At 65.8% G+C, this 22,590-nt stretch carries 22 protein-coding genes and 1 tRNA gene; 13 read left to right on the plus strand and 10 right to left on the minus strand.

Going from position 1 to position 22,590, the window contains the following annotated elements:
• Positions 1-12: 12 nt before the first annotated feature.
• Positions 13-945 carry a methylenetetrahydrofolate reductase gene (locus ACP159_RS23315; RefSeq protein WP_425102136.1) on the minus strand — a complete coding sequence of 311 codons (933 nt, stop codon included), beginning with the start codon at positions 943-945 and terminating at the stop codon, positions 13-15.
• 31 nt (positions 946-976) lie between these two features.
• The gene (locus ACP159_RS23320) at positions 977-1,273 is read right to left on the minus strand and encodes a virulence factor (protein ID WP_425102137.1); all 297 of its coding nucleotides are present in this window, start codon (positions 1,271-1,273) and stop codon (positions 977-979) included.
• A gap of 198 nt (positions 1,274-1,471) precedes the next feature.
• Between ACP159_RS23320 and ACP159_RS23325 the strand changes: the two genes are divergently transcribed.
• The 3 genes from ACP159_RS23325 to ACP159_RS23335 all read left to right on the plus strand — a co-directional run bounded on the left by ACP159_RS23325 (position 1,472) and on the right by ACP159_RS23335 (position 4,183).
• Positions 1,472-2,125 (plus strand): sulfotransferase family 2 domain-containing protein, encoded by a 654-nt coding sequence (locus ACP159_RS23325; protein WP_425102138.1) that lies wholly within the window; start codon positions 1,472-1,474, stop codon positions 2,123-2,125.
• Between the two features lie 77 nt (positions 2,126-2,202).
• Positions 2,203-3,315 carry a Ppx/GppA phosphatase family protein gene (locus tag ACP159_RS23330; protein WP_425102139.1) on the plus strand — a complete coding sequence of 371 codons (1,113 nt, stop codon included), beginning with the start codon at positions 2,203-2,205 and terminating at the stop codon, positions 3,313-3,315.
• A gap of 118 nt (positions 3,316-3,433) precedes the next feature.
• Positions 3,434-4,183: an RlmE family RNA methyltransferase gene (locus ACP159_RS23335; protein WP_425102140.1), complete on the plus strand. Its 750-nt coding sequence runs from the start codon at positions 3,434-3,436 to the stop codon at positions 4,181-4,183.
• Here ACP159_RS23335 and ACP159_RS23340 read toward each other — a convergent pair.
• Positions 4,163-4,408 carry a hypothetical protein gene (locus ACP159_RS23340; protein ID WP_425102141.1) on the minus strand — a complete coding sequence of 82 codons (246 nt, stop codon included), beginning with the start codon at positions 4,406-4,408 and terminating at the stop codon, positions 4,163-4,165. The genes ACP159_RS23335 and ACP159_RS23340 overlap by 21 nt on opposite strands.
• A 172-nt stretch (positions 4,409-4,580) precedes the next feature.
• Here ACP159_RS23340 and ACP159_RS23345 point away from each other — a divergent pair, with 172 nt between their 5' ends.
• The 3 genes from ACP159_RS23345 (at position 4,581) to ACP159_RS23355 (ending at position 6,977) form a co-directional block, all read left to right on the plus strand.
• On the plus strand, positions 4,581-5,207 hold the full coding sequence (locus ACP159_RS23345; protein WP_425102142.1) for an SGNH/GDSL hydrolase family protein: 627 nt from the start codon (positions 4,581-4,583) through the stop codon (positions 5,205-5,207).
• Positions 5,208-5,272: 65 nt separating this feature from the next.
• Entirely contained in the window at positions 5,273-5,665 is a 393-nt protein-coding gene (locus tag ACP159_RS23350) for a lipocalin (RefSeq protein ID WP_425102143.1), read from the plus strand.
• A gap of 43 nt (positions 5,666-5,708) precedes the next feature.
• Positions 5,709-6,977 carry a glycerate kinase type-2 family protein gene (locus ACP159_RS23355; protein ID WP_425102144.1) on the plus strand — a complete coding sequence of 423 codons (1,269 nt, stop codon included), beginning with the start codon at positions 5,709-5,711 and terminating at the stop codon, positions 6,975-6,977.
• Here ACP159_RS23355 and ACP159_RS23360 read toward each other — a convergent pair.
• Positions 6,968-7,729, minus strand: coding sequence for a hypothetical protein (locus ACP159_RS23360; RefSeq protein ID WP_425102145.1), 762 nt, complete (start codon positions 7,727-7,729; stop codon positions 6,968-6,970). The genes ACP159_RS23355 and ACP159_RS23360 overlap by 10 nt on opposite strands.
• Before the next feature lie 63 nt (positions 7,730-7,792).
• Here ACP159_RS23360 and ACP159_RS23365 point away from each other — a divergent pair, with 63 nt between their 5' ends.
• Positions 7,793-8,668: a glycosyltransferase family 2 protein gene (locus tag ACP159_RS23365; protein WP_425102146.1), complete on the plus strand. Its 876-nt coding sequence runs from the start codon at positions 7,793-7,795 to the stop codon at positions 8,666-8,668.
• A 3-nt stretch (positions 8,669-8,671) separates the two neighbouring features.
• On the opposite strand, the gene ACP159_RS23370 is transcribed toward ACP159_RS23365, so the two are convergent.
• From ACP159_RS23370 to ACP159_RS23385, 4 genes are all read right to left on the minus strand, one after another.
• A complete protein-coding gene (locus ACP159_RS23370; protein ID WP_425102147.1) occupies positions 8,672-9,211 on the minus strand; it encodes a hypothetical protein in 540 nt (179 codons plus the stop codon).
• Positions 9,212-9,494: 283 nt separating this feature from the next.
• Positions 9,495-11,342 (minus strand): peptidyl-prolyl cis-trans isomerase, encoded by a 1,848-nt coding sequence (locus ACP159_RS23375; protein WP_425102148.1) that lies wholly within the window; start codon positions 11,340-11,342, stop codon positions 9,495-9,497.
• 35 nt (positions 11,343-11,377) lie between these two features.
• Positions 11,378-12,574 (minus strand): aminotransferase, encoded by a 1,197-nt coding sequence (locus ACP159_RS23380; RefSeq protein ID WP_425102149.1) that lies wholly within the window; start codon positions 12,572-12,574, stop codon positions 11,378-11,380.
• A gap of 86 nt (positions 12,575-12,660) precedes the next feature.
• Positions 12,661-13,062 carry a winged helix-turn-helix transcriptional regulator gene (locus ACP159_RS23385; RefSeq protein WP_425102150.1) on the minus strand — a complete coding sequence of 134 codons (402 nt, stop codon included), beginning with the start codon at positions 13,060-13,062 and terminating at the stop codon, positions 12,661-12,663.
• A gap of 110 nt (positions 13,063-13,172) precedes the next feature.
• On the opposite strand from ACP159_RS23385, the gene ACP159_RS23390 reads away from it, so the two are divergent.
• Positions 13,173-14,039 carry an NAD(P)H-binding protein gene (locus ACP159_RS23390; protein WP_425102151.1) on the plus strand — a complete coding sequence of 289 codons (867 nt, stop codon included), beginning with the start codon at positions 13,173-13,175 and terminating at the stop codon, positions 14,037-14,039.
• Between the two features lie 92 nt (positions 14,040-14,131).
• Here ACP159_RS23390 and gpt read toward each other — a convergent pair whose 3' ends face one another.
• Together gpt and fabI are read right to left on the minus strand one after the other, a co-directional pair.
• Positions 14,132-14,650 carry a xanthine phosphoribosyltransferase gene (gpt, locus tag ACP159_RS23395; RefSeq protein ID WP_425102152.1) on the minus strand — a complete coding sequence of 173 codons (519 nt, stop codon included), beginning with the start codon at positions 14,648-14,650 and terminating at the stop codon, positions 14,132-14,134.
• Positions 14,651-14,827: 177 nt separating this feature from the next.
• Positions 14,828-15,634, minus strand: coding sequence for an enoyl-ACP reductase FabI (gene fabI / locus ACP159_RS23400; RefSeq protein WP_425102153.1), 807 nt, complete (start codon positions 15,632-15,634; stop codon positions 14,828-14,830).
• Positions 15,635-15,748: 114 nt separating this feature from the next.
• On the opposite strand from fabI, the gene pdxH reads away from it, so the two are divergent.
• The 5 genes from pdxH to ACP159_RS23425 all read left to right on the plus strand — a co-directional run bounded on the left by pdxH (position 15,749) and on the right by ACP159_RS23425 (position 21,879).
• Positions 15,749-16,354, plus strand: a complete 606-nt coding sequence (gene pdxH, locus ACP159_RS23405; RefSeq protein WP_425102154.1) for a pyridoxamine 5'-phosphate oxidase — start codon at positions 15,749-15,751, stop codon at positions 16,352-16,354.
• Positions 16,355-16,500: 146 nt separating this feature from the next.
• Positions 16,501-17,028 (plus strand): cold-shock protein, encoded by a 528-nt coding sequence (locus ACP159_RS23410; protein ID WP_425102155.1) that lies wholly within the window; start codon positions 16,501-16,503, stop codon positions 17,026-17,028.
• A complete protein-coding gene (locus ACP159_RS23415) occupies positions 17,004-17,489 on the plus strand; it encodes a DUF192 domain-containing protein (protein WP_425102156.1) in 486 nt (161 codons plus the stop codon). Before ACP159_RS23410 ends, ACP159_RS23415 begins: the two co-directional genes overlap by 25 nt.
• A gap of 48 nt (positions 17,490-17,537) precedes the next feature.
• Positions 17,538-17,614 (plus strand) — tRNA-Pro (locus tag ACP159_RS23420).
• Positions 17,615-18,231: 617 nt separating this feature from the next.
• Positions 18,232-21,879 carry a vitamin B12-dependent ribonucleotide reductase gene (locus ACP159_RS23425; protein ID WP_425102157.1) on the plus strand — a complete coding sequence of 1,216 codons (3,648 nt, stop codon included), beginning with the start codon at positions 18,232-18,234 and terminating at the stop codon, positions 21,877-21,879.
• Positions 21,880-22,590: the final 711 nt, after the last annotated feature.

Below are 22,590 nucleotides of genomic sequence, written 5' to 3' on the forward strand. Positions count from 1 at the left end.
GCGTGCGTCTTATCAGCCCGTCTTGGCGGCGGGAACAGCAGAAGCGCCGCCATTGTCGATTGCCCACTGCGCGTTGCTCTTGATCCCGCCGAGCGGGAAGAAATGGCAGGTCTCGATGTTGAAGTCCGGGTTCGCGGCCTTGTGGGCGGCGAGCTTCTGGACGACCTCGGTGGGCTCGTAGGGCAGGAGCAGCTTGGACACGTCCATGGCACGCTTCTGCAGGACCTTGAGCGAGGGGCCGACGCCGCAGGCGATGGCGAACTTGATCAGGGTCTGCAGCTTGGCCGGGCCGGCGATGCCGATATGGATCGGCAGGGTGATGCCGTTCGCCTTTAGGCGGTCGGCCCAGGCGATGATCGGGTCGGCGTCGAAGCAGAACTGGGTGGCGAGGGCCATCTTCGCGTCGGTGCGGGACTGGAAGTCCTGCTTCCAGCGCAGAGCCTCCATCACGAGGCGGTCGCCGCCGTCCGCGTCGATGTCCTTGTTGCCCTCCGGGTGACCGGCAACGTGCAGACGCTCGAAGCCCGCCTCGTCGAAGAGGCCGGTTTCCATCAGCTGCATGGAGCTGTGGAAGTCGCCGTGCGGCTGTGCCACGCCGCCCGCGAGCAGCAGGGCCTGACGCACGTTGGCCTCGCCCTGGTAGCGGGCGATCCAGTCGGCGAGCATCGCCTTGTCCTTGATGATCCGCGCCGGGAAGTGCGGCATGACCTTGAAGCCGTCCGCGTTGAGGCGCTTGGCCGTGGCGACCATGTCCTCGATCGGCGTGCCCTCGATATGGGCGATGTAGACCCGGGTGCCTTCCGGCAGCAGGGCGCGGAAGTCCTCGACCTTCTCGGCGGTGCGCGGCATCACCTCGATGGAGTAGCCCTGCAGGAACGCCTCGGTATCGCCGTTGGCGAAGGCGGGCAGGGTGTCTTCACGCTTGCGGAAATTGAACAGGGCCATGACCGTCTCCTTCAGGTTCATCGTCGGGGCCTCAGGCCCATCCATCGTTTGCGATGAGCGCCTTGATGCGCTCGCCGTCGTATTCCGTGTCCAGCCGCGCCGCTTCGGCGTTGGCGGCGTCCTGGGGGTCACCCTCGACCTCGCCCGACGGCACCTTGCGCCATTCGGCGAGGTAGGCGTCGGTCTCGGAGGCGCCGGTCTTCATGGCGGCGCGGTCGATGGCCTGCTCGAAGCGCTCGGGCAGGATGGCCTTGGCGCCGCGTCGGCCCTTGCCGACGATGACCTGCGCCGGGATGTCGCGCCAGTAGACGATTGTGAGCTCTGCCATCGGCTGTGATTCCAGTTCTGTTGGTGCGGTTCATAAAGGCGAAACTTGTCGCGACAGGGGCCATTTTCGACTTTCGCCACGCAAATTCCGACAGCCGGGACCCTAGGGATCTGCCGCGGCGCGTCCATCTCGAAATTCTCATGGTTTTCATGAGGCTGGTTGGCGGGGTATGAGAGGCGCACGCAACGCGGAAGTGATATGGTCGTCCGGATCGAAGCCTACAAGCTGGCCTATGTGCCCCTGCCGAAAGCGGCCTGCTCCTCGGTCAAGCGGGCGCTGGCGCTCGTGGACCCGGACGTGCGCCTGCCGCCGGAGGCGCGGCGCGATGTGGACACCTGGCACCGGCTCTATCCGACGGAGCGCTTCCGGCCGCAGCGGATGGCCGGGCTGGAGGGATATTTCCGCTTCTGCGTGGTGCGCGATCCTCTGGCGCGGCTGCTGTCGGTCTGGACCAACCGGGTGCTGGAGTTCGGCGACCTGCGCAACGCCTGGTCGTTGCAGAGCGGCAAGGTGGACCTGCCGATGGAGCCCGATCCGGACTTCTTCTTCTGCAACCTGACGGCCTATGCCCGGGCGGTGTCCTCGATCAAGCACCATGTGCTGCCCGCGACGCTGTTCCTCGGCCCGGACCTCGGGTTCTACAGCCGGGTTTACCGGACGGAGGCGCTCGCCGAGCTGGGGCCGGAGCTGAGTGCGCGGACCGGGCGGACGGTCGATCTCGGCCGCACGAACCGCAGCGAAACGCGGCTCCGGGCGGAGGATCTGCAGCCTGCGACTCTGGCTGCTCTGGGGCAGAGGCTGGCGGGCGAATACGACTATCTTTCAGGGTTTTACGAGAATCCTTTGCGGTAGTCCCGTCACGACGCTTGCGCGATACCCGCACGCCGCCTATCCTGAACCCAAGTTGATATCGGAAAAGGCGCAGAACAATGGCGCCCAAGCGTCCCAAGGGTGCGGGCGCTTTCCCGAAACCGGTCGAGAGTTCCGCGCCTGACAGGCCCGATCCGAACGCGCTTTACGCGGCGCTGGATCTGGGCACGAACAGCTGTCGTATGCTGATTGCCCAACCCAAGGGCAGCCAGTTTCACGTCGTCGACAGCTTCTCCAAGTCCGTCCAGCTTGGGCACGGGCTCGAAAAGTATGGGCGGCTCAGCCGCTCGTCCATGGCCCGCACCATCGCGGCGCTGCGCGTCTGCCAGCAGAAGATCGACCGTCACGAGGTGAAGAACATGCGCCTCGTCGCGACCGAGGCCTGCCGGCGGGCCCGCAACGCGCGGGAGTTCATCCGGCAGGTGCGGCGGGAGACCGGCCTCAGCCTGGAGATCATCCAGCCGGAGGAGGAGGCCCGCCTCGCGGTGATCAGCTGCGCGCCGCTGGTCTCGACCAAGACGGAACAGTTGCTGGTGGTGGACATCGGCGGCGGCTCGACGGAGCTGGTGTGGATCGACCTGAGCAAGGTCGAGCCGCGCGACCGGCCCCGGGCGATCATGCGCCTGCACGCCGGCTTCCACGCCCCCGCCAGCCCGTTTCCGACCGCGCGGGTGGTGGACTGGATCAGCGTGCCGCTGGGCGTGGCAACGCTGCGCGACCAGTTCGGCGACGTGGAGGACGACGCGGCGCGCTATGCGCTGATGAGCTGGTTCTTCGAGGAGAATCTCGCCGAGTTCGCGCCTTACAAGGACGAGCAGCAGCGCGAGGGCTTCCAGATCGTCGGCACCTCCGGCACGGTGACGACGGTGGCTGCCTCACACCTGGGGCTGCGGCGCTACGACCGGACGAAGGTGGACGGCCTCAGGATGTCCAGCGACCAGATCGAGGCGGTGATCCAGCGCTATCTCGACATGGGCCCGGCGGGGCGGCGGCGCGATCCGCGGATCGGCCCGGACCGGCATGCGCTCATCATGTCGGGCAGCGCGATCCTGCAGGCACTGCTGCGACTCTGGCCGACGGACCGGCTGTCGGTCGCGGACCGGGGGCTGCGCGAGGGGCTGCTGTATGCGCAGATGTCTGCGGATGGTGTTCTCGAAGACGGTCCGCTATAGCGGCGGTTCGGGGTGAGCATGATTTTAGACTGAAATCATGCTCATCGGGGCTCCGCCCCGTCGCCTGCGGCGACTCCCCGAGGTATTTTGGGACCAGAGAAGAGCGGGTTGGCGAGACATGGCGAAGGGGCCGAAGAATTCATCCGGGCGCGGGCAGCGCGATCTCAAGGTCAAGGTGAAGACCGCGCGCGGCCGGTCGCTGTCCTCGACACGCTGGCTGCAGCGGCAGCTCAACGATCCCTATGTCAAGCGCGCCAGGGCGGACGGCTATCGCGGCCGCGCGGCCTACAAGATCCTGGAGATCGACGACAAGTACCGCTTCCTCGTGCCCGGTGCCCGCGTGGTCGACCTAGGCGCCGCGCCGGGGGGCTGGTGCCAGGTGGCGGTCAAACGGGTGAATGCGCTCGGCGAGAAGTCCGGCAAGGCGAAGGGCACGGTGCTCGGCGTCGACCTGCAGGAGATGGACCACATTCCCGGCGCGGAGCTGCACCAGCTCGACTTCCTGTCGGACGGCGCGGATGACCTGATCAAGGGCTGGCTGGGGGGCGGCGCGGATGTGGTGATGTCCGACATGGCGGCGGCCTCCTCCGGACACAAGCAGACCGACCACCTGCGCATCATCGCGCTCTGCGAGGCGGCGGCGGAGCTGGCCTTCGACGTGCTGGACGAGGGCGGCACCTTCGTGGCCAAGGTGCTGGCCGGGGGCGCGGAGGGCACCTTGCAGCATATCCTGAAGCAACGGTTCCGGAAGGTTGCAAATTTCAAGCCGCCGGCCAGCCGCTCCGATTCCTCCGAGAAGTTCGTGGTTGCGACGGGCTTCCGGGGGCGGGACGCCGCCGGTCCGGCCTCAGAGCCAGACGAAGGCTGACCAGGCTGGCGCACGGGCGACGGGGGGCCGGTCCAGAGACTGCGCGGCGAGTCGCTGGAACTGGCGGGCAAAGCCGGGGGAGACCGTCTTGTACGGTGTCGGCACCGGCCTGTCGCCGCCGTCCGGCCGCATTGGCCGGTCCTGCACGCGGGTGCGCAGGCAAAAGCGCAGCGGACCCAGCCGGGCGCGGGCCTTCAGGCGTTCGAGGGCAAGATCGTGGATCATGGGTCAAGTCTCCGACCGGCAGCAGGTCGATGCCCGCAGCCTGCACGGACATTGCGGCGGAAGTGGTCCGACCGCGTGCCGGAACCGCGGCAGCGTTGCGAAATTCGGGATTGACCCCCGGCCCATCGATGGCCTTGATGGCCGGACAACCCGGGAGAGGGAGACTACGGCGATGGCGGTGATCCTGTGTTACGGCGACAGCAACACCCACGGCACGAAGCCGATGGAGATCGCCGGGCAGTCGGACCGGCACCGCGCCAGGGACCGCTGGCCCGATGCCATGGCGCGGGCGCTTGGAGCGGAGCACAGTGTGCTCTCCGAGGGGCTGCCGGGGCGGACCACCGTGCATGAGGACGTGGTCGAGGGCGGCATGCGCAACGGCCTTGCGGTCCTTCCGGCGATTCTGCATTCGCACAAGCCGCTTGACCTGATGGTGCTGATGCTGGGGACCAACGATCTGAAGAACCGCTTCTCGGTCAGCGCCTACGAGATTTCCCGTTCGCTGGAGCGGATCGTGCTGGCCGCCCGCGCCGAGGGCGTGGTCGGGCGCGTGCTGCTCGTCGCCCCGCCGCCGGTGCGGGAATGCGGCACGCTGGTCGACGTCTTTGCCGGGGCCGAAGCCCGGCAGGTGGACATGGCCATGCATATCCGCGCGGCGGCCGGACGGCTGGGCTGCCCCTTCGTCGATGCGGGCGAGACCGTCACGGTGTCCGGCAAGGATGGCGTGCATTGGGACGCGGACGCGCATCTGCGGTTTGGCGCGGTGATGGCGGACGCGGTGCGGGCCGCGCTGGCATGAGAGCACTGCGATCATGCGGGATTTGCCTTTTTTCGGCCTGGCTCGCCGGATGTTCGGCGCCGATCGTGCAGGATTTGACCATTCCCGTGCGCAATCCGACCGCGCAGGTGGCCAGCCAGGCGGACGTGACCTTGGACCGGCTGAGCGGCGATTGGGTGGTTGTCGAAGGCTACGGCATCGCGCCCGGGGCTCGCATCCGCATCGCGGACGGGCTGTTCGTGCTCGACGGACGGCCGATGCCGATGGTGGTGGAGCGGGCCGGACGGCTGATGGTGCAGGGTCGTCCGGTCTGGGTGCACTGGCTGGATGTGGACAACCGCACGGCGGCGCTGGGAGACCCCAACGGCAGCCAGGTGTGGATCATGGACCGCACCGGCAAACCCGGGGAACGGCGGCAGGCGGCGCGGGACATTCTCGCCTGGTACGGTTACGATCTGGGCCGCATGCAATCCGAATGATCGGGCAAGGCTGGCGGTGCGCCGGGGAAGGGACGCAGGAGACATGGATAAACGGGCCTTTCTGAGCGGGTTGTTCGATGCGGCGGTTTCGGCGGCGGACCCGATGACCGCGCTGGCGCAGGCCTTGCCGGACAAGCCGAAGGGCCGAACCGTGGTTGTCGCGCTTGGCAAGGGCGCGGCGCAGCTGGCGGCGGCCTTCGAGACGCTTTGGCAGACACCGGTCGAAGGTGTTGTGGTCACGCGCTACGGCTACGCTGCGCCCTGCCGGTATCTGCCGGTCCTGGAAGCCGCGCACCCGGTGCCCGACGCGGCGGGCCTCGCGGCGACGGACGCGGTGTTCCGGGCGGTGCAGGGGCTCAGCGCGGATGATCTCGTGGTGGCGCTGGTCTGCGGCGGCGGCTCGGCTCTGCTTCCTGCGCCGCCGGAGGGGCTGACGCTGGAGGACGAACAGGCGCTCAACCGGGCCTTGCTGGCATCCGGCGCACCTATCGGCGTGATGAACGCCATCCGCAAACACGTCAGCCGGATCAAGGGCGGCAGGCTGGCCGCCGCGGCGGCGCCGGCGAAGGTGGTCAGCCTCGTTGTATCGGATGTGCCGGGCGACGATCCGGCCCAGGTGGCCTCGGGGCCGACCGTTCCGGACGCGGTGACGGCAAGCGACGCGCTTGGCTACATCGAGGCGAGAAATATCGTTCTTCCAGAACGGATTATGCGTCATATTTCAAGTGATGCATCAGCGGCGCCGGTCCCGAACGATGCCGCCTTTGCGGGGCACGAGGTCAAGGTCATCGCTTCGGCTCGACTGTCGTTGGAGGCGGCGGCGGCTCGGGCGGAGGCGCAAGGCATCCCGGCGGTGATCCTGTCCGACGCGATCGAAGGCGAAGCGAAGGACATCGGATTGATGCACGCGGCGCTGGCGCGGGAGGTTGCCCTGCGCGGCCGTCCCTTCCCGGCGCCGGTCGTCTTGCTGTCCGGGGGGGAAACCACTGTCACGCTTCGGGAAAATCCCGGACGCGGCGGGCGGAACACGGCGTTTCTGCTCAGCCTCGCGGCGGGTATCGAGGGCTTGCCCGGGATCGCCGCGCTGGCCGCCGACACGGATGGCATCGACGGCTCGCAGGACAACGCCGGTGCCTTTGCCGACGGCTGCAGCCTCGCACGGCTGCGAGCGATGGGCCGGGACCCCGGCGATTTCGTCAAGGCGCAGGACCCTTACGGAGCCTTCGAGGCGCTGGGGGATCTCTTCGTGCCCGGTCCTACCGGAACGAATGTGAATGATTTCAGGGCGATACTGGTCGATCCTCAATCATAGGTATAGCCGAAGGAGGCTTCCAGCTCCGCATCCAGATGCGCCAGCATGAAGGCCCGGTCCGCCTCGGGCAGCGGATCGGGCGGCGCGGGGCGCGCGTCCGTCGCGGCTCTGAACCGGGTGCCGAGGCGGCGCAGGACGGGTTTGTAGAACGGCGGTTTCTTTTCAATTTCAAAGGCTTCCGAGAGCTTTTCCAACATGCCGCCCGGATCGGCGGTAAAGGCCTCCATGCGCAGGAACACCACGTTGCGCTCCCGGTTGGCCATGCCCGCCAGCGCCCGCAGCTTGGCGGTGCGCAGGGCAAAGAGGTTTTCAAAGGCGCAGCCGGTGATCGGGTGACGATCCATCTGCAGCACCGCGCCGGTGACCTCCATCTCCGGGTGGATCATCTCGAAATCCGCCGGACGATCCACGATGCTGATCCATTCGTGCCGGATGAATCCAGCGAAATCAAGCTGTTGCAGGTCGGGGTGCACGTGCCACGGCCGTTTGTACATGGAGCGGGCCCAGTCGGCGGCATTGCGCACGATGCAGATGACGAGCAGCCCTTCCGGGATCGCCACCATGCGCGGAAAACCGTGTTTCCAGCCGAGTCCCTCGGTGCGGGCGATGTGCAGGTTCTTCTCGATACTCTTTCGCAGCAGGTTCGTGCCGCTGCCGCGCTCACCCAGCACCTGGAATTGCGTCATCGGGGCCGCGATGCGGCGGATCGCGAGGAAGCCGGAGGGGCCGATCTGGACGGGGGGCTTGGGCATCGTCGTTTGGGGATTCTCAATCTGCGGCGGTCAGGGTAGGGTGGCGAAAAAGGATCGGGGCCGATGCAGAGCACAGCCGCAGCGCTGACCATGGTGCGCGATGACGCGTTCTTCCTCAAGGCGTGGTTGCGTCATTACGGGGAGATTTTCGGTCGGGAGAACTGTTACATCGTGAACCATGGCCGCGGGTCCGAGGTCGCGCGGCTGGCGGAGGGGTGCAATCTCATCGGCATTCCCGGCGATCCGCACCGCAACTTCGACATGAAGCGCTGGCGGATGCTCAACAATCTCGTGCAGGGGCTGCGGTGCTACTACAACCACGTGATCGTGGGCGATGTGGACGAGCTGGTGGTGGTCGACCCGGCGGCGGGGATGAGTCTGCTGGAGTTTCTCGAAACGGCGAAGCTGCGTCGGGTGCTGACGCCGGTGGGGCTGGAGGTGATCCACAGGATCGACGTGGAGGACCAGCCCATCGTGGACCGGATCATCGGCCCGCGCCGGCATGTGCGCCTCGCGCCGCATTATTCCAAGCCCTGTATCGTCAGCAGCGGCGACAAGATCGCGCGAGGCGGGCATTACACGCAGTCGGACAAGCTGTTCACGCCGGACGATCTTTACCTGTTGCACCTGAAATTCTGCGATTTCGATGCCTATGGGGCGGCCATGGACCAGCGCAACCGGGTGACGGAGGCGCTTGGCGGGTCGGTCAAGGACATCGCCATCGGGCGGCACTGGTTCGCGGAGGCGCGGGGCGAGGATCGGGCGGTGTTCCAGGCCTTCGCGGCGCTGAAGACGGTGCCGGGATTCGACCTTGCCCCGGTGCGCAAGCGGATGCACGAGACCTGGGGGCCGCGCGGGGATACCGGGTTCTGGCAGTTCGACAGGCCCGAGTACGCGGTGCAGATGGTCCTGCCGGAGCGGTTCGTCGGGGTGATCTGACGCTTACTTGCCGACGGAGGTGACGAAGGCGATGGCATCGACCATCGGATTGACGCTGCCGATCTGGGATTTGGTCGCGGAGGCGACCTGCACGAGGCTGCGGGAATTGCCGTCGAGCATGTTGTATCCGGCGCTCCAGACGTGCGCGGGGGTGTAGACGAGCACGAAGGCCCCCAGGGCGCCGACGAGCAGCCCGCCGGAGTTGCGTCTCTTGCCTCCGGAGCGGGTGAAGAAGCGATAGACATGCGCCATCAGCAGAATGCCGGAGATCATCAGCAGGGCCGCAAGGCCCATGAAGATGTAGCGGTGGTAATCGGCGTGCAGGTTCCCCTGCTGGAGCGACGATTCGATCAGCGCGCGGTTGTTCGCGATGGTGACCACGAGATAGGCCCAGCCGAACCCGAGGAGGGAGAACCCGATCGGCCGTTCGACCGTTGTGTCACGCCGCGTGCCACTCTCGCCCCAGCGATAGTAGGCCGGATCGACCGTCTTGACGCGACGGCGGAAGTCCTGATGCGAGAGTTTGCGAAAACTGCGTGTCATGCCTCCGGGGTACGTGCCGATTGCGGCATGTGTTTGATGAATTGAGGCGCGGTCTGCCTTAATCGCGGGGGTTTCCTAAAATTTGGTTAATAAATGATTGGGACGGCTGGCCGAAAGGGCGCCGGTCTACCCGGTTTGGCGACCGAGTCAGAGAAAATTCGGACAAAAGACGACTCGTTTTTTGGATGATTCGAGGCCCTGCGCCAGGCCTCCGTCCGGAGCGAATCGGGTGCCAAACCGGCGGCCCGCGCGCCGCTGCGGGAGCGGCACGCGGGGCTGCGGTTTACTGGAAGTTGGCGTGGATCGCGTTGATCGCCTGTTCGTCGATCGTGACCCCGGCGCGGGCCTGGATGTCGGTCGAGAGCGCCTGGAACAGGTCCTGGGCGACGTCCTGCGCGGCCTGGTCGCCGAAGGTCTGGGTCAGTTGTTTGACCTCGTCGCTCTCCGGATCGGCGGCGATGATCTCGTCGAGTCGCAGCACGTAGGCCGTGCCCTCGCCGGGCAGGGCGACAGCCTGGCCCTTGTCCAGTTCGAACGCCTTGGCGAGCAGGCCCGCCGGCAGGTCGGGCATCCGGGCGTTGCGGGCGAGGCCAGGCTCGCTCTGCGGCGTCAGGCCGAGGTCGTCGAAAGTGGCGCCGGAGGAGAGTTGCTCTGCCATCGCCGTGCCATCCGCGATCAGGGCCTCGGTCTGCTGGTCGCGTTCCCAGCCGGTGCGGACGGCGTCGGTCACGTCCTCGTAGGGCTGCGGGGCCGGGGCGCGGATCTCGTCGAGCCGCAGCGCGAACAGGCCGCCGTCGCCCAGCTGGTCGATCTGCGGATAGTCGCCATCGGCCACCGCCGCGGCGGCGTTGCGGAAGGCGTCATACCCGGCGATTCCCTCGGCGCTGTCCTCTGTCCAGTCAATCTGGCCAAGTTCGAGGTCCGTGCCCTCGGCCAGCTCTTCCAGCGTCGCACCGGCGGCCATCTCGTCGTCGAGGCTCTGGGCCATGCCGTCGATCACCCGGCGGGCGCGGTCGAGCGCAAGCGTGTCGCGCAGGTGCGGCTCGGCCTCCTCGAAAGGCGTGGTCACGGCGGGCAGCACGGCGTTGACGCGGAACAGGGCCGGTCCGAGCGCGGTGGGGGCGGGACCGGCGATCTCGCCGACATCGACGGAGAAGACGGCGTCTGCGGCGGCCTCCAGATCGTCGCGGGTCACGTCGCCAAGGTCCGTGTCCGCCAGGTCAAGCCCGCGTTCGGTGACCAGCGCCTCGAAGTCCACCTCGCCGGATTGCAGCCGCTCCCACGCCGCCTCGGCCTCCGCATCGTCGGCAAAGACGAGGCGCTCGACAAGGCGGCGCTCGGGCATGTTGAATTCCGCCTCGCGCTCGTCATAGGCGGCGCGCAGGGTAGCCTCGTCCACCTCGACGGTGTCGACGATCATGTCGGGCGTGATCCAGACGTAGGTGATGACCTTGGTCTCGGGCAGGGTGAATTCGGCGATATGCGCCTCGTACCATGCCTTGAGCGCCGCCTCGTCGGGATCGGGCAGGCCGATGTTGCTGGCGCCTGGCGTCAGCTCCGCCCAGGTGAAGGCGCGGCGCTCGGCGGCGTAGCCGGTGAGCGTCCTGATATAGCTGTCAGGCAGTTTGGTTCCGGCGAGGACGGCCCCCTGCAGCAGGGTCGCGGCGCTCTGGCCGCGCAGCTGTTCCTCGAAATCGCGCTCCGACAGGCCCGCGTTCTGCAGCGCGGTGCTGTAGGCCACGCGGTTGAATGCGCCGTCCGGCCCCTGGAAGGCGCGGATGTTGCGCAACTCCTTGGCAAGGTGGTCGTCGCCTACGGAAATGCCAAGCGTGTCCGCTTCGTTCTCCAGCGCGGCGGTCACCACCATCTGGCTCAGCACCCGCTGCGGCAGACCGAGGGCCTGCGCCTGCTGGAAGCTGACCGGTTGGCCGACCTGGGCCTCCAGCGCGCGCATCTCGTTCTGCAGGGCGCGGCCATAATCCGTCACCGGCATGTCGGTATCGCCCACCGATCCGATGCTGCGCACCTGTCCCGAGAAGTTGGTGACGCCAAAGCCACCGAGGCCGATGACCAGGACGCCGATCAGGATGAGACCGAGGGTCTTGGTGGTGCTGCCGCGTTTCGAAGCCATGAGGTCCTCCCCGGGTGTGGTCTGGCTGGCCTTGTCTACTTGCCACCCCCGGGGGCTGCAAGGGGCCAGTCGAGCGCGGCAAGGCGTTCGGTCATGGTCGCGATCCCGGCGCTGTCGGCATTGGCAAAGGCGACGCGGAACTGCCGTTCGCCGGTGGCGTCGCCCTTGGGGTAGAACATGGAGCCGGGCAGCAGCAGGACACCGGCCTCGCGGACGATTTTCGGCGCGAGGGTGGCGGCGGGTTCGGCGAAGGGATGTTCGACGTAGGCGAAATAGGCGCCAAGACCGAGGAGGGTCCAGCCTTTTGCCGCCAGCTTCGGGAAGTGTTCGGCGACGGCGGCGCGGCGGGACAGGATCTCCTGCCGCTGCTCCGCGACCCAGGGGCCAAGGTGACGCAGGCCCCATTCGGCGGCGATCTGGCCGATCTGCGGGGCGCAGATGGCGACGGTGTCCATGAACTTCTCCACCTCCGCCAGCAGCGCCGGGCAAGCGACGATCGCGCCGACGCGGTGGCCGGTGAGGCGGTAGGCCTTGGAGAAGCTGTAGAGCTGAATGAGGGTCTCGTCCCAGCCGGGCGCCCTCAGCAGGTCATGCGGCGCGCCGTTCATGGAGTGAAAATCGCGGTAGGTTTCGTCGAGGATCAGCTTGAGGCCGTGTTTGCGGGCGAGATCGAAAAAGGCGCGCAGGGTCTCGGGCGGGTATTCCACGCCGCCGGGGTTGTTGGGCGAGACCAGCGCGATGGCCCGGGTGCGGGGGGTGACGAGCGCTTCGGCGGCGTCGGCATCGGGGATCAGGTCCGCTCCGGTGGCAAGCGGCACGGCGGTGACGCCGGACATATCGAGCCACATCTTGTGGTTGAAATACCAGGGCAACGGCAGGATGACCTCGTCACCCTCGGTGGTGAGCGCGGTGAGCACGGCGGCAAAGGCCTGATTGCAGCCTTGGGTGATGGCGATCCGAGCGGCGTCGACCGCGCCGCCGTAGTGCTGCGACCAGGTCTCCGCGAGCGCCTGCCGCAGGGAGGCGTTGCCCAGCACCGCGCCGTAGAGATGCGCCTCGGGCCGCTCCATCGCCTCGGCCATGGCGGCACGCAGGGCGGGCGGTGGCGGATCGACCGGCGCGGCCTGGCTGAGGTTGATCAGCGGCCGCTCCGGCGGAAAGGTCACGCCATCGAGCCAGCGCCGGGCCTCCGGGATGGGCGGCGGGAAGGTGGTGGCGGTGCGGGTGGTCATGGCGTTGTCCTGCAAGAGTTTTGCGCAGGGTAGTGCACCGGCGTGTCGCCGGAAAGGGGACCTGTGGGCCATGGGCCGCCAAGCCGTCACGCTAGCGCGTCGTAGGCCTCCCGGGCGGCGCGGATCGCGGGATGATTGTCGCTGGCCCAGGAACTGAGCGTCGCGATCGGTGTCAGCGAGGACCGGCCAAGCGCGGTCAGCGCGTATTCCACCGACGGGGGCTTGGTCGGGTAGACCGTGCGGGAGATCAGGCCGTCCCGTTCCAGATCGCGCAGGCTTTGGGTCAGCATGCGTTTGGATATGTCCCCGACGATGCGCTGCAGGGCGGAGAAGCGCTTCGGCTCGGCTTCGAGCGCGATGAGGATCAGGAGCGTCCATTTCTGGCCGACCCGGTCCAGCACGTCGCGGATCGGACAGGCGCCCGGATCGTCCGGTCGGCCCGCGGGCCAGTCGGGGAAGAGGCGGTTACCTGCATGTTCCCTGGTCATGAATTTGTGCCTCCTTTTCGATGGCTGACCTGTGGTCTACATCTGAGACCATATCCCGATTCGGGACTGAAATCACGCCTGATTGGCATAAAACGGAAAGGAAAGACGAAATGGCTTTGACCTATATGGTGACGGGCGCCTCCGGGCAGCTGGGTGGATTGGTGATCGAGGCGCTGCTCCAGCGCGTGGCGCCCGAGGAGATCGGCGCATTGGTGCGGCGGCCCGAGGCGGCGGCGGCCCTGGAGGCGAAAGGGCTGACGGTGCGCGTGGCGTCCTATGACGATCCGGCAGCGCTGGAGGCGGCGTTTGCAGGCGTGTCCCGGCTGTTGCTGATTTCGTCCAGCGAAGTTGGCCAGCGGGCCGCGCAGCACGCCAACGCCATTGCCGCTGCCAAGGCGGCGGGCGTGGATTTCGTGGCCTATACGTCGCTACTGGGCGCCAAGGGCTCGCCGCTGACGGTGCTGGCCGGCGAGCATGTGGCGACCGAAGAGGCCCTGGCGGCCTCCGGGCTGCCCCATGCGGTGTTGCGCAATGGCTGGTACACGGAGAACTATGTCATGGGGGCGGGTTCGGCGCTGCAGCATGGCGCGCTGATCGGCGCGGCCGGCGAGGGCCGGATTTCCAGTGCGGCGCGGGTCGATTACGCGGAGGCGGCGGCGGCGGTGCTGGCCGGACCTCTGCCCGAGAGCGGCACGGTCTATGAGCTGGCCGGCGACACGAGCTACGATCTGGCCGAGTTTGCCGCCGAGATTTCGCGCCTCAGCGGCAAGGATATCCCCTATGTCAACATGACCGGCCCGGAGTACGCCGGGGCGCTGCTTGGCGCGGGGCTGCCGGAGCCGGTGGCGCAGATGCTGGCCAACAGCGACGAAGGCGCGGCGCAAGGCGGGCTTTACAGCGGGTCCGGCGATCTGTCCCGGCTGATCGGACGCGGCACCACGCCTTGGCAGGAGACGCTGAAGGCCGCGATTGCCTGATCTTGGACCGATGACCGGGGGCCTGCGCCCCCGGTTTGCGGGGCTCTGCCCCGGAACCCCGAGGTATTTCGGGACCAAAGAAGAGCGGGCGCTCAGTCGTCGCCGCGGTAGGGTTTGACGTATTGCAGCGCCATGTCCCAGGGGAAGAAGATCCAGGTGTCCTGGCTCACCTCGGTGATATAGGTGTGGACCTGCGGCTTGCCCATCGGCTTGGCGTAGACCGTGGCGATCTGTGCCTTGGGGTAGAGCTGGCGCACGAGTTCCAGCGTCTTGCCGGTATCGACCAGATCGTCGACGATCAGGATACCTTCCCCGTCGCCCATCAGCTTCGGATCGGGGGATTTCAGGACCTGCGCCTCGCGCCGCTGATCCGCCTTGCCGCCGCCGGAATGGTAGGACTTGACGGAGATCGTATCGACGGCGCGGATGTCGAGTTCGCGGGCGACGATCATCGCCGGGGCCATGCCGCCCCGGGTGATGGCGACCACGGCCTTCCACGCGCCGTTGTCCGGGCCTTGCCCCTGAAGCCGCCAGGCCAGCGCCCGTGCGTCGCGGTGCAGCTGGTCCCAGCTGACGTGAAAGCCCTTTTCGTGCGGCAGGCGGTTGTCCATGGCGTTCCCCGTGATGTGTCTTCGGATGGCCGCTGTCTTAGGCCAGCGGGGCTGGCGCTGGCAAGGCTTGAAGCGGGTGCGGCAGGCTGTTGTCCTGTCCCGGATGGCCGGCGCGGAAACAAAGACGCCCCGGCACGGGACCGGGGTGTCTGAAATTCAGAAGGCTCTGCGGAAGGCTCAGCCCTTGGTGATGTCCGGCGCGTCCACCGCCTTCATGCCGACGACGTGGTAGCCCGCGTCGACGTGATGGGTCTCGCCGGTGACGCCGCTGCCGAGGTCGGAGAGGAGATAGAGCGCGGATTTGCCCACGTCCTCGATGGTCACGTTGCGGCGCAGCGGCGAGTTGTACTCGTTCCACTTCATGATGTAGCGGAAGTCGCCGATGCCGCTGGCGGCGAGGGTCTTGATCGGACCGGCGGAGATGGCGTTGACGCGGATGCCGTCCTTGCCGAGATCTTCGGCGAGGTAGCGCACGGAGGCCTCCAGCGCCGCCTTGGCCACGCCCATGACGTTGTAATGCGGCATGATGCGCTCGGCGCCGTAATAGGTCAGGGTCACGGCGGAGCCGCCGTTCTTCATCATCTTCTCGGCGCGCTGCATTACCGCGGTGAAGCTGTAGACCGAGATGTCCATGGTCATGGTGAAGTTGTCCCGGGACGTGTCGACGTAGCGGCCGCGCAGCTCGTTCTTGTCAGAGAAGCCGATGGCGTGGACGATGAAATCGAGGCTGTCCCAGCGCGTCTTGAGCTCCGCGAACAGCGCGTCGATCGAGGCGCCGTCGGACACGTCGCAGGGCAGCACGATGTCGGAGCCCAGTTGACCGGCCAGCGGGCCGACCCGCTTCATCAGGGCCTCGCCCTGGTAGGAGAAGGCCAGCTCCGCGCCGGCGTTGGCGCAGGCCCGTGCGATGCCCCAGGCAATCGACTTGTCGTTGGCAAGCCCCATGATCAAGCCGCGCTTTCCGGCCATCAACCCGTTTGACATGGACACCTCTCCACCCAGATATTTCGTCAGACGTCGTTTAGGCGATCCCCCGGGGGCCATCAAGCCTGCATCCGCAGCAAAGCGCCCGGACAGACATCGAGGACCAGGAAGATCATGACGGACAGAAGCGGTATTTTCGCCGGAGCGGACCCTTTCGACATCGCGCGGGCCTGGCTCGCGGAAGCGGAGCAGAGCGAAATCAACGATCCGAACGCCATCGCGCTGTCGACGGTGGACGCGGACGGGATGCCGAACGTGCGCATGGTACTGCTCAAGGAGATCGAGGACGACGGGTTCGTGTTCTACACCAACTACGGCAGCGTGAAGGCGCAGGAGATCGACGGCGCCGGGAAGGCGGCTTTCGTGCTGCATTCGAAGTCGCTGCGGCGGCAGATTCGCGCTCGCGGCTTGGTTGAACGGGTCGATGGTCAACAGGCGGATGAGTACTATGCATCGCGTTCGCTCAAGAGCCGACTGGGGGCCTGGGCATCGCAGCAGTCGCAGCCGCTTTCCTCGCGCGGCGCGCTCATGGCGGAGGTGGCCCGGGTGACCGCGAAACACGGTCCAAATCCGGCAAGACCGCCGTTCTGGGGCGGTTTTCGCATCCGTCCGACCGAGATCGAATTCTGGGCCGACGGGCAATTCCGCCTGCATGATCGCTTCCGCTGGACCCGGACGGATTTCAGCCAAAACTGGCACGTCGAACGCCTGAACCCCTGAAAATTGCAGGCCGACGCCCGGCTAATTCCCGCTCTAGGTGAGTAGGTGACACAAAATTGCTCTTTTGGACAGGTTGCGCTGACCTGTCGGAATGACGCAGACAATAGGGCGGGACACGTCACTCAAGAATAACTGGAAGTCACAGGTTGGGACAGCAAGACAACGCACAAGAGCGGGTCGTCGGCAAGGTAAAGTGGTTCGATCCGGCAAAGGGGTTCGGTTTCGTCATTTCGGATTCCGGCGGTGCCGACATCCTGCTGCACGCCAACGTGCTGCGGAACTTCGGTCAGAGCTCGGTCGCCGATGGCGCCCGCATCCAGATCGGTGTGCAGAAAACGGACCGCGGCGTTCAGGCCACCGAGGTCTTTTCGATCGAACCGCCCGAGGGCAGCGAAGGGGCGCCGCTGGCGGATTTCGAGGATCTCGACGCCGAGGTCATCGCCAATGCGCCGCTGGAGCCGGCGCGGGTGAAATGGTTCGACAAGGCCAAGGGCTTCGGTTTCGCAAACGTGTTTGGCAAATCCGACGACATCTTTATACACATCGAAGTGCTGCGGCGCTCGGGCCTCGCTGATCTTCAGCCGGGCGAGGCGCTGGCCATTCGCGTTGTCGATGGCCGCCGTGGCCGGATGGCGATGGAGGTGTTCGCATGGGAAGCCGCGCTCACGCGTTGACGGGTCTGGTCCTCTGGCTGGCGGGTATGGGGATGCCCGCGCTGGCCGGGGGGATCTGTACCGAGGACTCGGTCTGGCTGCGCGGTGACTTCGGCAAGGTCCGCTTCGGCGTCGACGTGGCGGACGACGCAGACGAGCGGGCCCGCGGCCTGATGTACGTGGAAAAGATGCCGACCAGCCACGGCATGCTGTTCGTCTATCCCGAGGAAGATCCGGCCGGTGTGGCCTTCTGGATGAAGAACACGCTGATTCCGCTCGACATGATCTTTGCCGACGCCAATGGCGTGGTGACCAAGGTGCACGCCAACGCGGTTCCGGGCGATCTGACGCCGATCCCGTCGGATGGTCCGGCGCAGTATGTGCTGGAGATCAACGGCGGTCTGGCGGCGATGTTGCAGATCGAGCCGGGTGCCGAGATGCGTCATCCGGCGATCACCGGCGCGGCCTGGGCCTGCGAATAGACTTTCGGCTTTTCATGCGCGACGGATGCCGCTAAAGGGTGGCACAGTCGGGGTGTAGCGCAGCCTGGTAGCGCGTCTGTTTTGGGTACAGAAGGCCGTGAGTTCGAATCTCGCCTCCCCGACCACTTTCCTCCCTGCAAGATCCTGAATCGGACGGCACCATATCTGGTGTCTTGCCGCTTTGTCCGTGGCGGCCGCGTCCCGGAGGCGATGGTGTGGTCTGTGGACCGAGTCGCAGGTCCGACTCGCATGGAGGCCGCGTGATCCGCCATTTGGACGCTTGCGCGTGCTTCCCGCGCCACAAGATGTAGTCCATGGCATCAACTGTCATACTACCGTTGCGATTTCATGCGATAGTTTAACGCCTGTGGATAAACCGCCCTTCCGACATTGAAAATCCGGGGATTTGCGGGCGGTTTCCGGCGTCCGGTCTTGTGCATGAATCGGGGGATTTTCCGAAGCGGTTTTCCGGCCTCCGGCGTCAACCTGAAAAACCCGGCGAAACTGGTAAAAAATCCGTTGACCGTGCCGCGTCTCCTGCGCCATTTTGTGTGAGCATCGCGAGACGCCCACTAAATCTAGTGGCTGCATCAAGGGGAGCGGTGAGGCGACATCATCGAAGGCACAAGCTTTCACGGGCGTTCAGCAGTGGCACGCCTGATGGCTCCTTGCATCCCCTGGTCAGGAAAGCCGGTCGCGGGGCTTGGGACAACAGGTCAAAATTTGCACGACGGGGCAGGTCATGAAAATCGAAAGAAAGTTCACCAAGGCAGGGCAGGATGCGTATACGGGCATCGCATTCACCACCACGACGTCGGAAATCCGCAATCCTGACGGCAAGGTCGTGTTCAGCCAGGACAATCTCGAAGTTCCCGCCAAGTGGAGCCAGGTTGCCAGCGACGTGATCGCGCAGAAATACTTCCGCAAGGCGGGCGTTCCGGCCCAGCTCAAGAAGGTGAAGGAAAAGGGCGTGCCCGAGTTCCTGTGGCGCTCTGCCCCCGCCAGTGCCAAGACCGAGCGCATCGGCGAGACCTCCGCCAAGCAGGTGTTCGACCGTCTCGCGGGTGCCTGGACCTACTGGGGCTGGAAGGGCGGCTATTTCTCGACCGAAGAGGACGCGCAGGCGTATTTCGACGAGATGCGCTACATGCTCGCCACGCAGATGGCCGCGCCGAACTCGCCGCAGTGGTTCAACACCGGTTTGCACTGGGCCTATGGCATCGACGGTCCGGGGCAGGGCCATTATTATGTCGACTTCGAGAACGGCGAACTGACCCGCTCGACCTCAGCCTACGAGCACCCGCAGCCGCACGCCTGCTTTATCCAGTCGGTGCAGGATGACCTCGTCTCCGACGGCGGCATCATGGACCTTTGGGTGCGCGAGGCGCGTCTGTTCAAGTATGGCTCCGGCACCGGCACCAACTTCTCCTCGCTCCGCGCCGCCAATGAACCGCTGTCCGGCGGTGGCAAGTCCTCCGGCCTGATGGGCTTCCTCAAGATCGGCGACCGTGCTGCCGGTGCGATCAAGTCCGGCGGAACCACGCGCCGCGCGGCGAAGATGGTGATCTGCGACGTCGACCACCCGGACATCGAAGAGTTCATCAACTGGAAGGTCATCGAGGAGCAGAAGGTCGCGTCGATCGTCGCGGGCTCGAAGATACACGAAAAGATGCTCAACGGCATCTTCGGCGCGATCAAGCTGTGGGACGGCGCCGAGGCGGACGCATACGACCCGGCAAAGAACGAGGCGCTGAAGGGCGCGATCCGCGCCGCCAAGGGCGTGATGATCCCCGAGACCTATATCAAGCGCGTGCTGGACTATGCCAAGCAGGGCTATTCCAGCATCGAATTCCCGACCTACGACACCGATTGGGACAGCGAAGCCTACGCGTCGGTTTCCGGCCAGAACTCGAACAACTCCATCCGCGTGACCGACGCCTTCCTTCGGGCGGTCAAGGAAGACAAGCCGTGGGAGCTGCTGCGCCGCACCGATGGCAAGGTCGCCAAGACCATCTCCGCCAAGGAGCTCTGGGATCAGGTCGGTCATGCCGCCTGGGCCTGTGCCGACCCGGGCATCCAGTTCCACGACACCGTCAACGCCTGGCACACCTGCCCGGAGGATGGCGAGATCCGCGGATCGAACCCGTGCTCCGAGTACATGTTCCTCGACGACACGGCGTGCAACCTCGCCTCGATGAACCTGCTGACCTTCTACAAGGGCGGCCGGTTCGATGCGGAAAGCTACATGCACGCCACGCGCCTCTGGACGCTGACGCTGGAAATCTCCGTGCTCATGGCGCAGTTCCCGTCTCAGGAAATCGCGCAGCGCTCGTATGACTACCGGACCTTGGGCCTCGGCTACGCCAACATCGGCGGCCTCCTGATGAACATGGGCTTCGGCTATGACAGCGACGAGGGCCGGGCGCTCTGCGGGGCATTGACCGCGCTGATGACCGGTGTGGCCTATGCCACCTCCGCCGAAATGGCGGGCGAACTCGGCGCCTTCGCCAAGTACGAGAAGAACAGCCAGCATATGCTGCGCGTCATTCGCAACCACCGCAACGCCGCTTACGGCGCGTCCACCGGTTACGAGAACCTCGCGGTCAAGCCGGTGCCGCTGGACCATGCCCATTGCCCGGATGCGACCCTGGTCGAGCTGGCCATGGGCGCCTGGGACGAGGCGCTGCGCCTCGGCGAGATGCACGGCTACCGCAACGCCCAGACCTCGGTGATTGCCCCGACCGGCACCATCGGCCTCGTCATGGACTGCGATACCACCGGGATCGAGCCCGACTTCGCCCTCGTGAAGTTCAAGAAGCTGGCCGGCGGCGGCTACTTCAAGATCATCAATCGCTCCGTGCCCGCCGCGCTGGAAAAGCTCGGCTATGGCTCCGCGCAGATCGAGGAGATCATCGCCTATGCCGTCGGCCACGGCACCCTCGGCAATGCGCCCGGCATCAACCACACCGCGCTGATCGGCCATGGCTTCGGCCCGCGCCAGATCGAGAAGATCGAAGCCTCGCTGGCCACCGCCTTCGACATCCGCTTCGTCTTCAACCAGTGGACGCTGGGCGAGGAGTTCTGCCGCGAGACGCTGGGCATCCCGGCGGCCAAGCTGAACGATCCGACCTTCGACCTGCTCAAGCACCTCGGCTTCAGCAAGGCGGACGTGGACGCGGCGAACGATCACGTCTGCGGGACCATGACGCTGGAAGGTGCGCCGTTCCTCAAGGAAGAGCACCTGAACGTCTTCGACTGCGCCAACACCTGCGGCAAGAAAGGCAAGCGGTATCTTTCGGTCGAGAGCCACATCACCATGATGGCCGCCGCGCAGTCCTTCATCTCCGGCGCGATCTCCAAGACCATCAACATGGCCAACAACGCCACCATCGAGGATTGCCAGAAGGCTTACGAGCTGTCCTGGTCCCTCGGGGTGAAGGCGAACGCCCTCTACCGCGACGGCTCCAAGCTCAGCCAACCGCTGGCCGCCGCGCTGGTGGAGGATGACGAGGAGGCCATGGAGGTACTGGAAAGCGGCTCCACGCATGAGAAGGCCGCCGTTCTGGCCGAAAAGATCGTCGAGAAGATCGTCATCAAGGAGATCGTGAAGTCCGAACGCACGAAGATGCCGGAACGCCGCAAGGGCTACACCCAGAAGGCCATCGTCGGCGGGCACAAGGTCTACCTGCGCACCGGCGAATACGCGGACGGCAGCTTGGGCGAGATTTTCATCGACATGCACAAGGAAGGCGCGGGCTTCCGGGCGATGATGAACAACTTCGCCATCGCCGTGTCGGTCGGCCTGCAATACGGAGTGCCGCTGGAAGAGTTCGTCGACGCCTTCACCTTCACCAAGTTCGAACCGGCGGGCATGGTGCAGGGCAACGACTCGATCAAGAACGCGACTTCGATCCTCGACTATATTTTCCGCGAGCTGGCCGTGTCCTACCTCGACCGCACCGACCTCGCCCATGTCAAACCCGAAGGCGCGACCTTCGACGACATCGGCCGCGGCGAGGAAGAGGGCGTGTCGAACGTCAGGGAATTGTCGGACTCGGCCGCCTCGCGCTCGCTCGAAGTGCTCAAGCAAATCAGCTCCACCGGCTACCTTCGCAAGCGCCTGCCGCAGGAACTGGTTGTCCTGCAGGGCGGCATGACCGGCACCGATCCGGTCTCGGCGCTGAGCACGCTGGTTCCCGCCACGGGCGGCGCGGCCATGACCTCCACGGTTGCGGTGGCTGCCGGAACCATGACGCTCGACGAGCGGACCAAGGCGAAGATGCAGGGCTACGAGGGCGATCCGTGCGGCGAATGCGGCAACTACACGCTGGTGCGCAACGGCACCTGCATGAAGTGCAACACCTGCGGCGGGACGTCGGGGTGTAGCTGATCGGACAGGGCAGGGGGCTTCCGCCGCCTGCCGAGACTTCCGGGACCTCTGCGGAGGCCCCAGGCGCGGACAAGGCCGCAGGCAAACCAAGGGATCGGGCGGTGATCGAAAACCGAGTCTTGTCAGCGAACCTCGAGGGGTCCCGTTTGGGGCCCCTTTTTTCATGCGAGAGTGGAAGGTTTCGGGGGCTACGGAGTTTTCCACAGCAAATTTCCGGGCTAGGGGCTGGGTCGACCAATCCTTGCATAAGTCGTTTAAAAACAGTATTTTACAGAATGAAGGCTGGATGGGGCAGGGGTCTTTCGAACCCCGAATGAGAGCGTTAACGACAAAAAATCGCGCCCCGGTCAAAAAAACTTCAAAAAACCGCTTGCAGGGGTCTGCGGTTATCCGTAGAAGCCCCCTCACCGGCGGCGCTGAGGTGCTGATCGGGAGGCCGGACGGGACGGCGGGGCGGTGCTCCGGGGGACTGGACGGTAACATATCAGAGGCATATCCGGGCGGGCGCGCCGAACAAGTCAGGGCGCATCCGGTTGGTTTTTGCTTCTGCGCTATTTGACATCGCGAGTATCTGAAGAGATATGTGGGCGGCTTGGGTTCATTTCGATGGATCAAATGTCTGCATATCAACGCTGGTAGGGCTTCGGTCCGATGATCCAGTGTCAGCTTCACTGTTTGGACGGCTTTCGGTTTCTGATGAAACTGAAGCAC

This window comes from Tropicibacter sp. S64, from assembly GCF_049803835.1.
Taxonomy (GTDB): Bacteria; Pseudomonadota; Alphaproteobacteria; order Rhodobacterales; family Rhodobacteraceae; genus Pacificoceanicola.

What these genes read in the sequence shown, in the direction of transcription:
- ACP159_RS23315 (WP_425102136.1), bottom strand. Translation starts at nt 945, where the DNA reads ATGGCCCTGTTCAATTTCCGCAAGCGTGAAGACACCCTGCCCGCCTTC.
- ACP159_RS23320 (WP_425102137.1), bottom strand. Translation starts at nt 1,273, where the DNA reads ATGGCAGAGCTCACAATCGTCTACTGGCGCGACATCCCGGCGCAGGTC.
- ACP159_RS23325 (WP_425102138.1), top strand. Translation starts at nt 1,472, where the DNA reads ATGGTCGTCCGGATCGAAGCCTACAAGCTGGCCTATGTGCCCCTGCCG.
- ACP159_RS23330 (WP_425102139.1), top strand. Translation starts at nt 2,203, where the DNA reads ATGGCGCCCAAGCGTCCCAAGGGTGCGGGCGCTTTCCCGAAACCGGTC.
- ACP159_RS23335 (WP_425102140.1), top strand. Translation starts at nt 3,434, where the DNA reads ATGGCGAAGGGGCCGAAGAATTCATCCGGGCGCGGGCAGCGCGATCTC.
- ACP159_RS23340 (WP_425102141.1), bottom strand. Translation starts at nt 4,408, where the DNA reads ATGATCCACGATCTTGCCCTCGAACGCCTGAAGGCCCGCGCCCGGCTG.
- ACP159_RS23345 (WP_425102142.1), top strand. Translation starts at nt 4,581, where the DNA reads ATGGCGGTGATCCTGTGTTACGGCGACAGCAACACCCACGGCACGAAG.
- ACP159_RS23355 (WP_425102144.1), top strand. Translation starts at nt 5,709, where the DNA reads ATGGATAAACGGGCCTTTCTGAGCGGGTTGTTCGATGCGGCGGTTTCG.
- ACP159_RS23360 (WP_425102145.1), bottom strand. Translation starts at nt 7,729, where the DNA reads ATGCCCAAGCCCCCCGTCCAGATCGGCCCCTCCGGCTTCCTCGCGATC.
- ACP159_RS23365 (WP_425102146.1), top strand. Translation starts at nt 7,793, where the DNA reads ATGCAGAGCACAGCCGCAGCGCTGACCATGGTGCGCGATGACGCGTTC.
- ACP159_RS23370 (WP_425102147.1), bottom strand. Translation starts at nt 9,211, where the DNA reads ATGACACGCAGTTTTCGCAAACTCTCGCATCAGGACTTCCGCCGTCGC.
- ACP159_RS23375 (WP_425102148.1), bottom strand. Translation starts at nt 11,342, where the DNA reads ATGGCTTCGAAACGCGGCAGCACCACCAAGACCCTCGGTCTCATCCTG.
- ACP159_RS23380 (WP_425102149.1), bottom strand. Translation starts at nt 12,574, where the DNA reads ATGACCACCCGCACCGCCACCACCTTCCCGCCGCCCATCCCGGAGGCC.
- ACP159_RS23385 (WP_425102150.1), bottom strand. Translation starts at nt 13,062, where the DNA reads ATGACCAGGGAACATGCAGGTAACCGCCTCTTCCCCGACTGGCCCGCG.
- ACP159_RS23390 (WP_425102151.1), top strand. Translation starts at nt 13,173, where the DNA reads ATGGCTTTGACCTATATGGTGACGGGCGCCTCCGGGCAGCTGGGTGGA.
- gpt (WP_425102152.1), bottom strand. Translation starts at nt 14,650, where the DNA reads ATGGACAACCGCCTGCCGCACGAAAAGGGCTTTCACGTCAGCTGGGAC.
- fabI (WP_425102153.1), bottom strand. Translation starts at nt 15,634, where the DNA reads ATGTCAAACGGGTTGATGGCCGGAAAGCGCGGCTTGATCATGGGGCTT.
- pdxH (WP_425102154.1), top strand. Translation starts at nt 15,749, where the DNA reads ATGACGGACAGAAGCGGTATTTTCGCCGGAGCGGACCCTTTCGACATC.
- ACP159_RS23415 (WP_425102156.1), top strand. Translation starts at nt 17,004, where the DNA reads ATGGGAAGCCGCGCTCACGCGTTGACGGGTCTGGTCCTCTGGCTGGCG.
- ACP159_RS23425 (WP_425102157.1), top strand. Translation starts at nt 18,232, where the DNA reads ATGAAAATCGAAAGAAAGTTCACCAAGGCAGGGCAGGATGCGTATACG.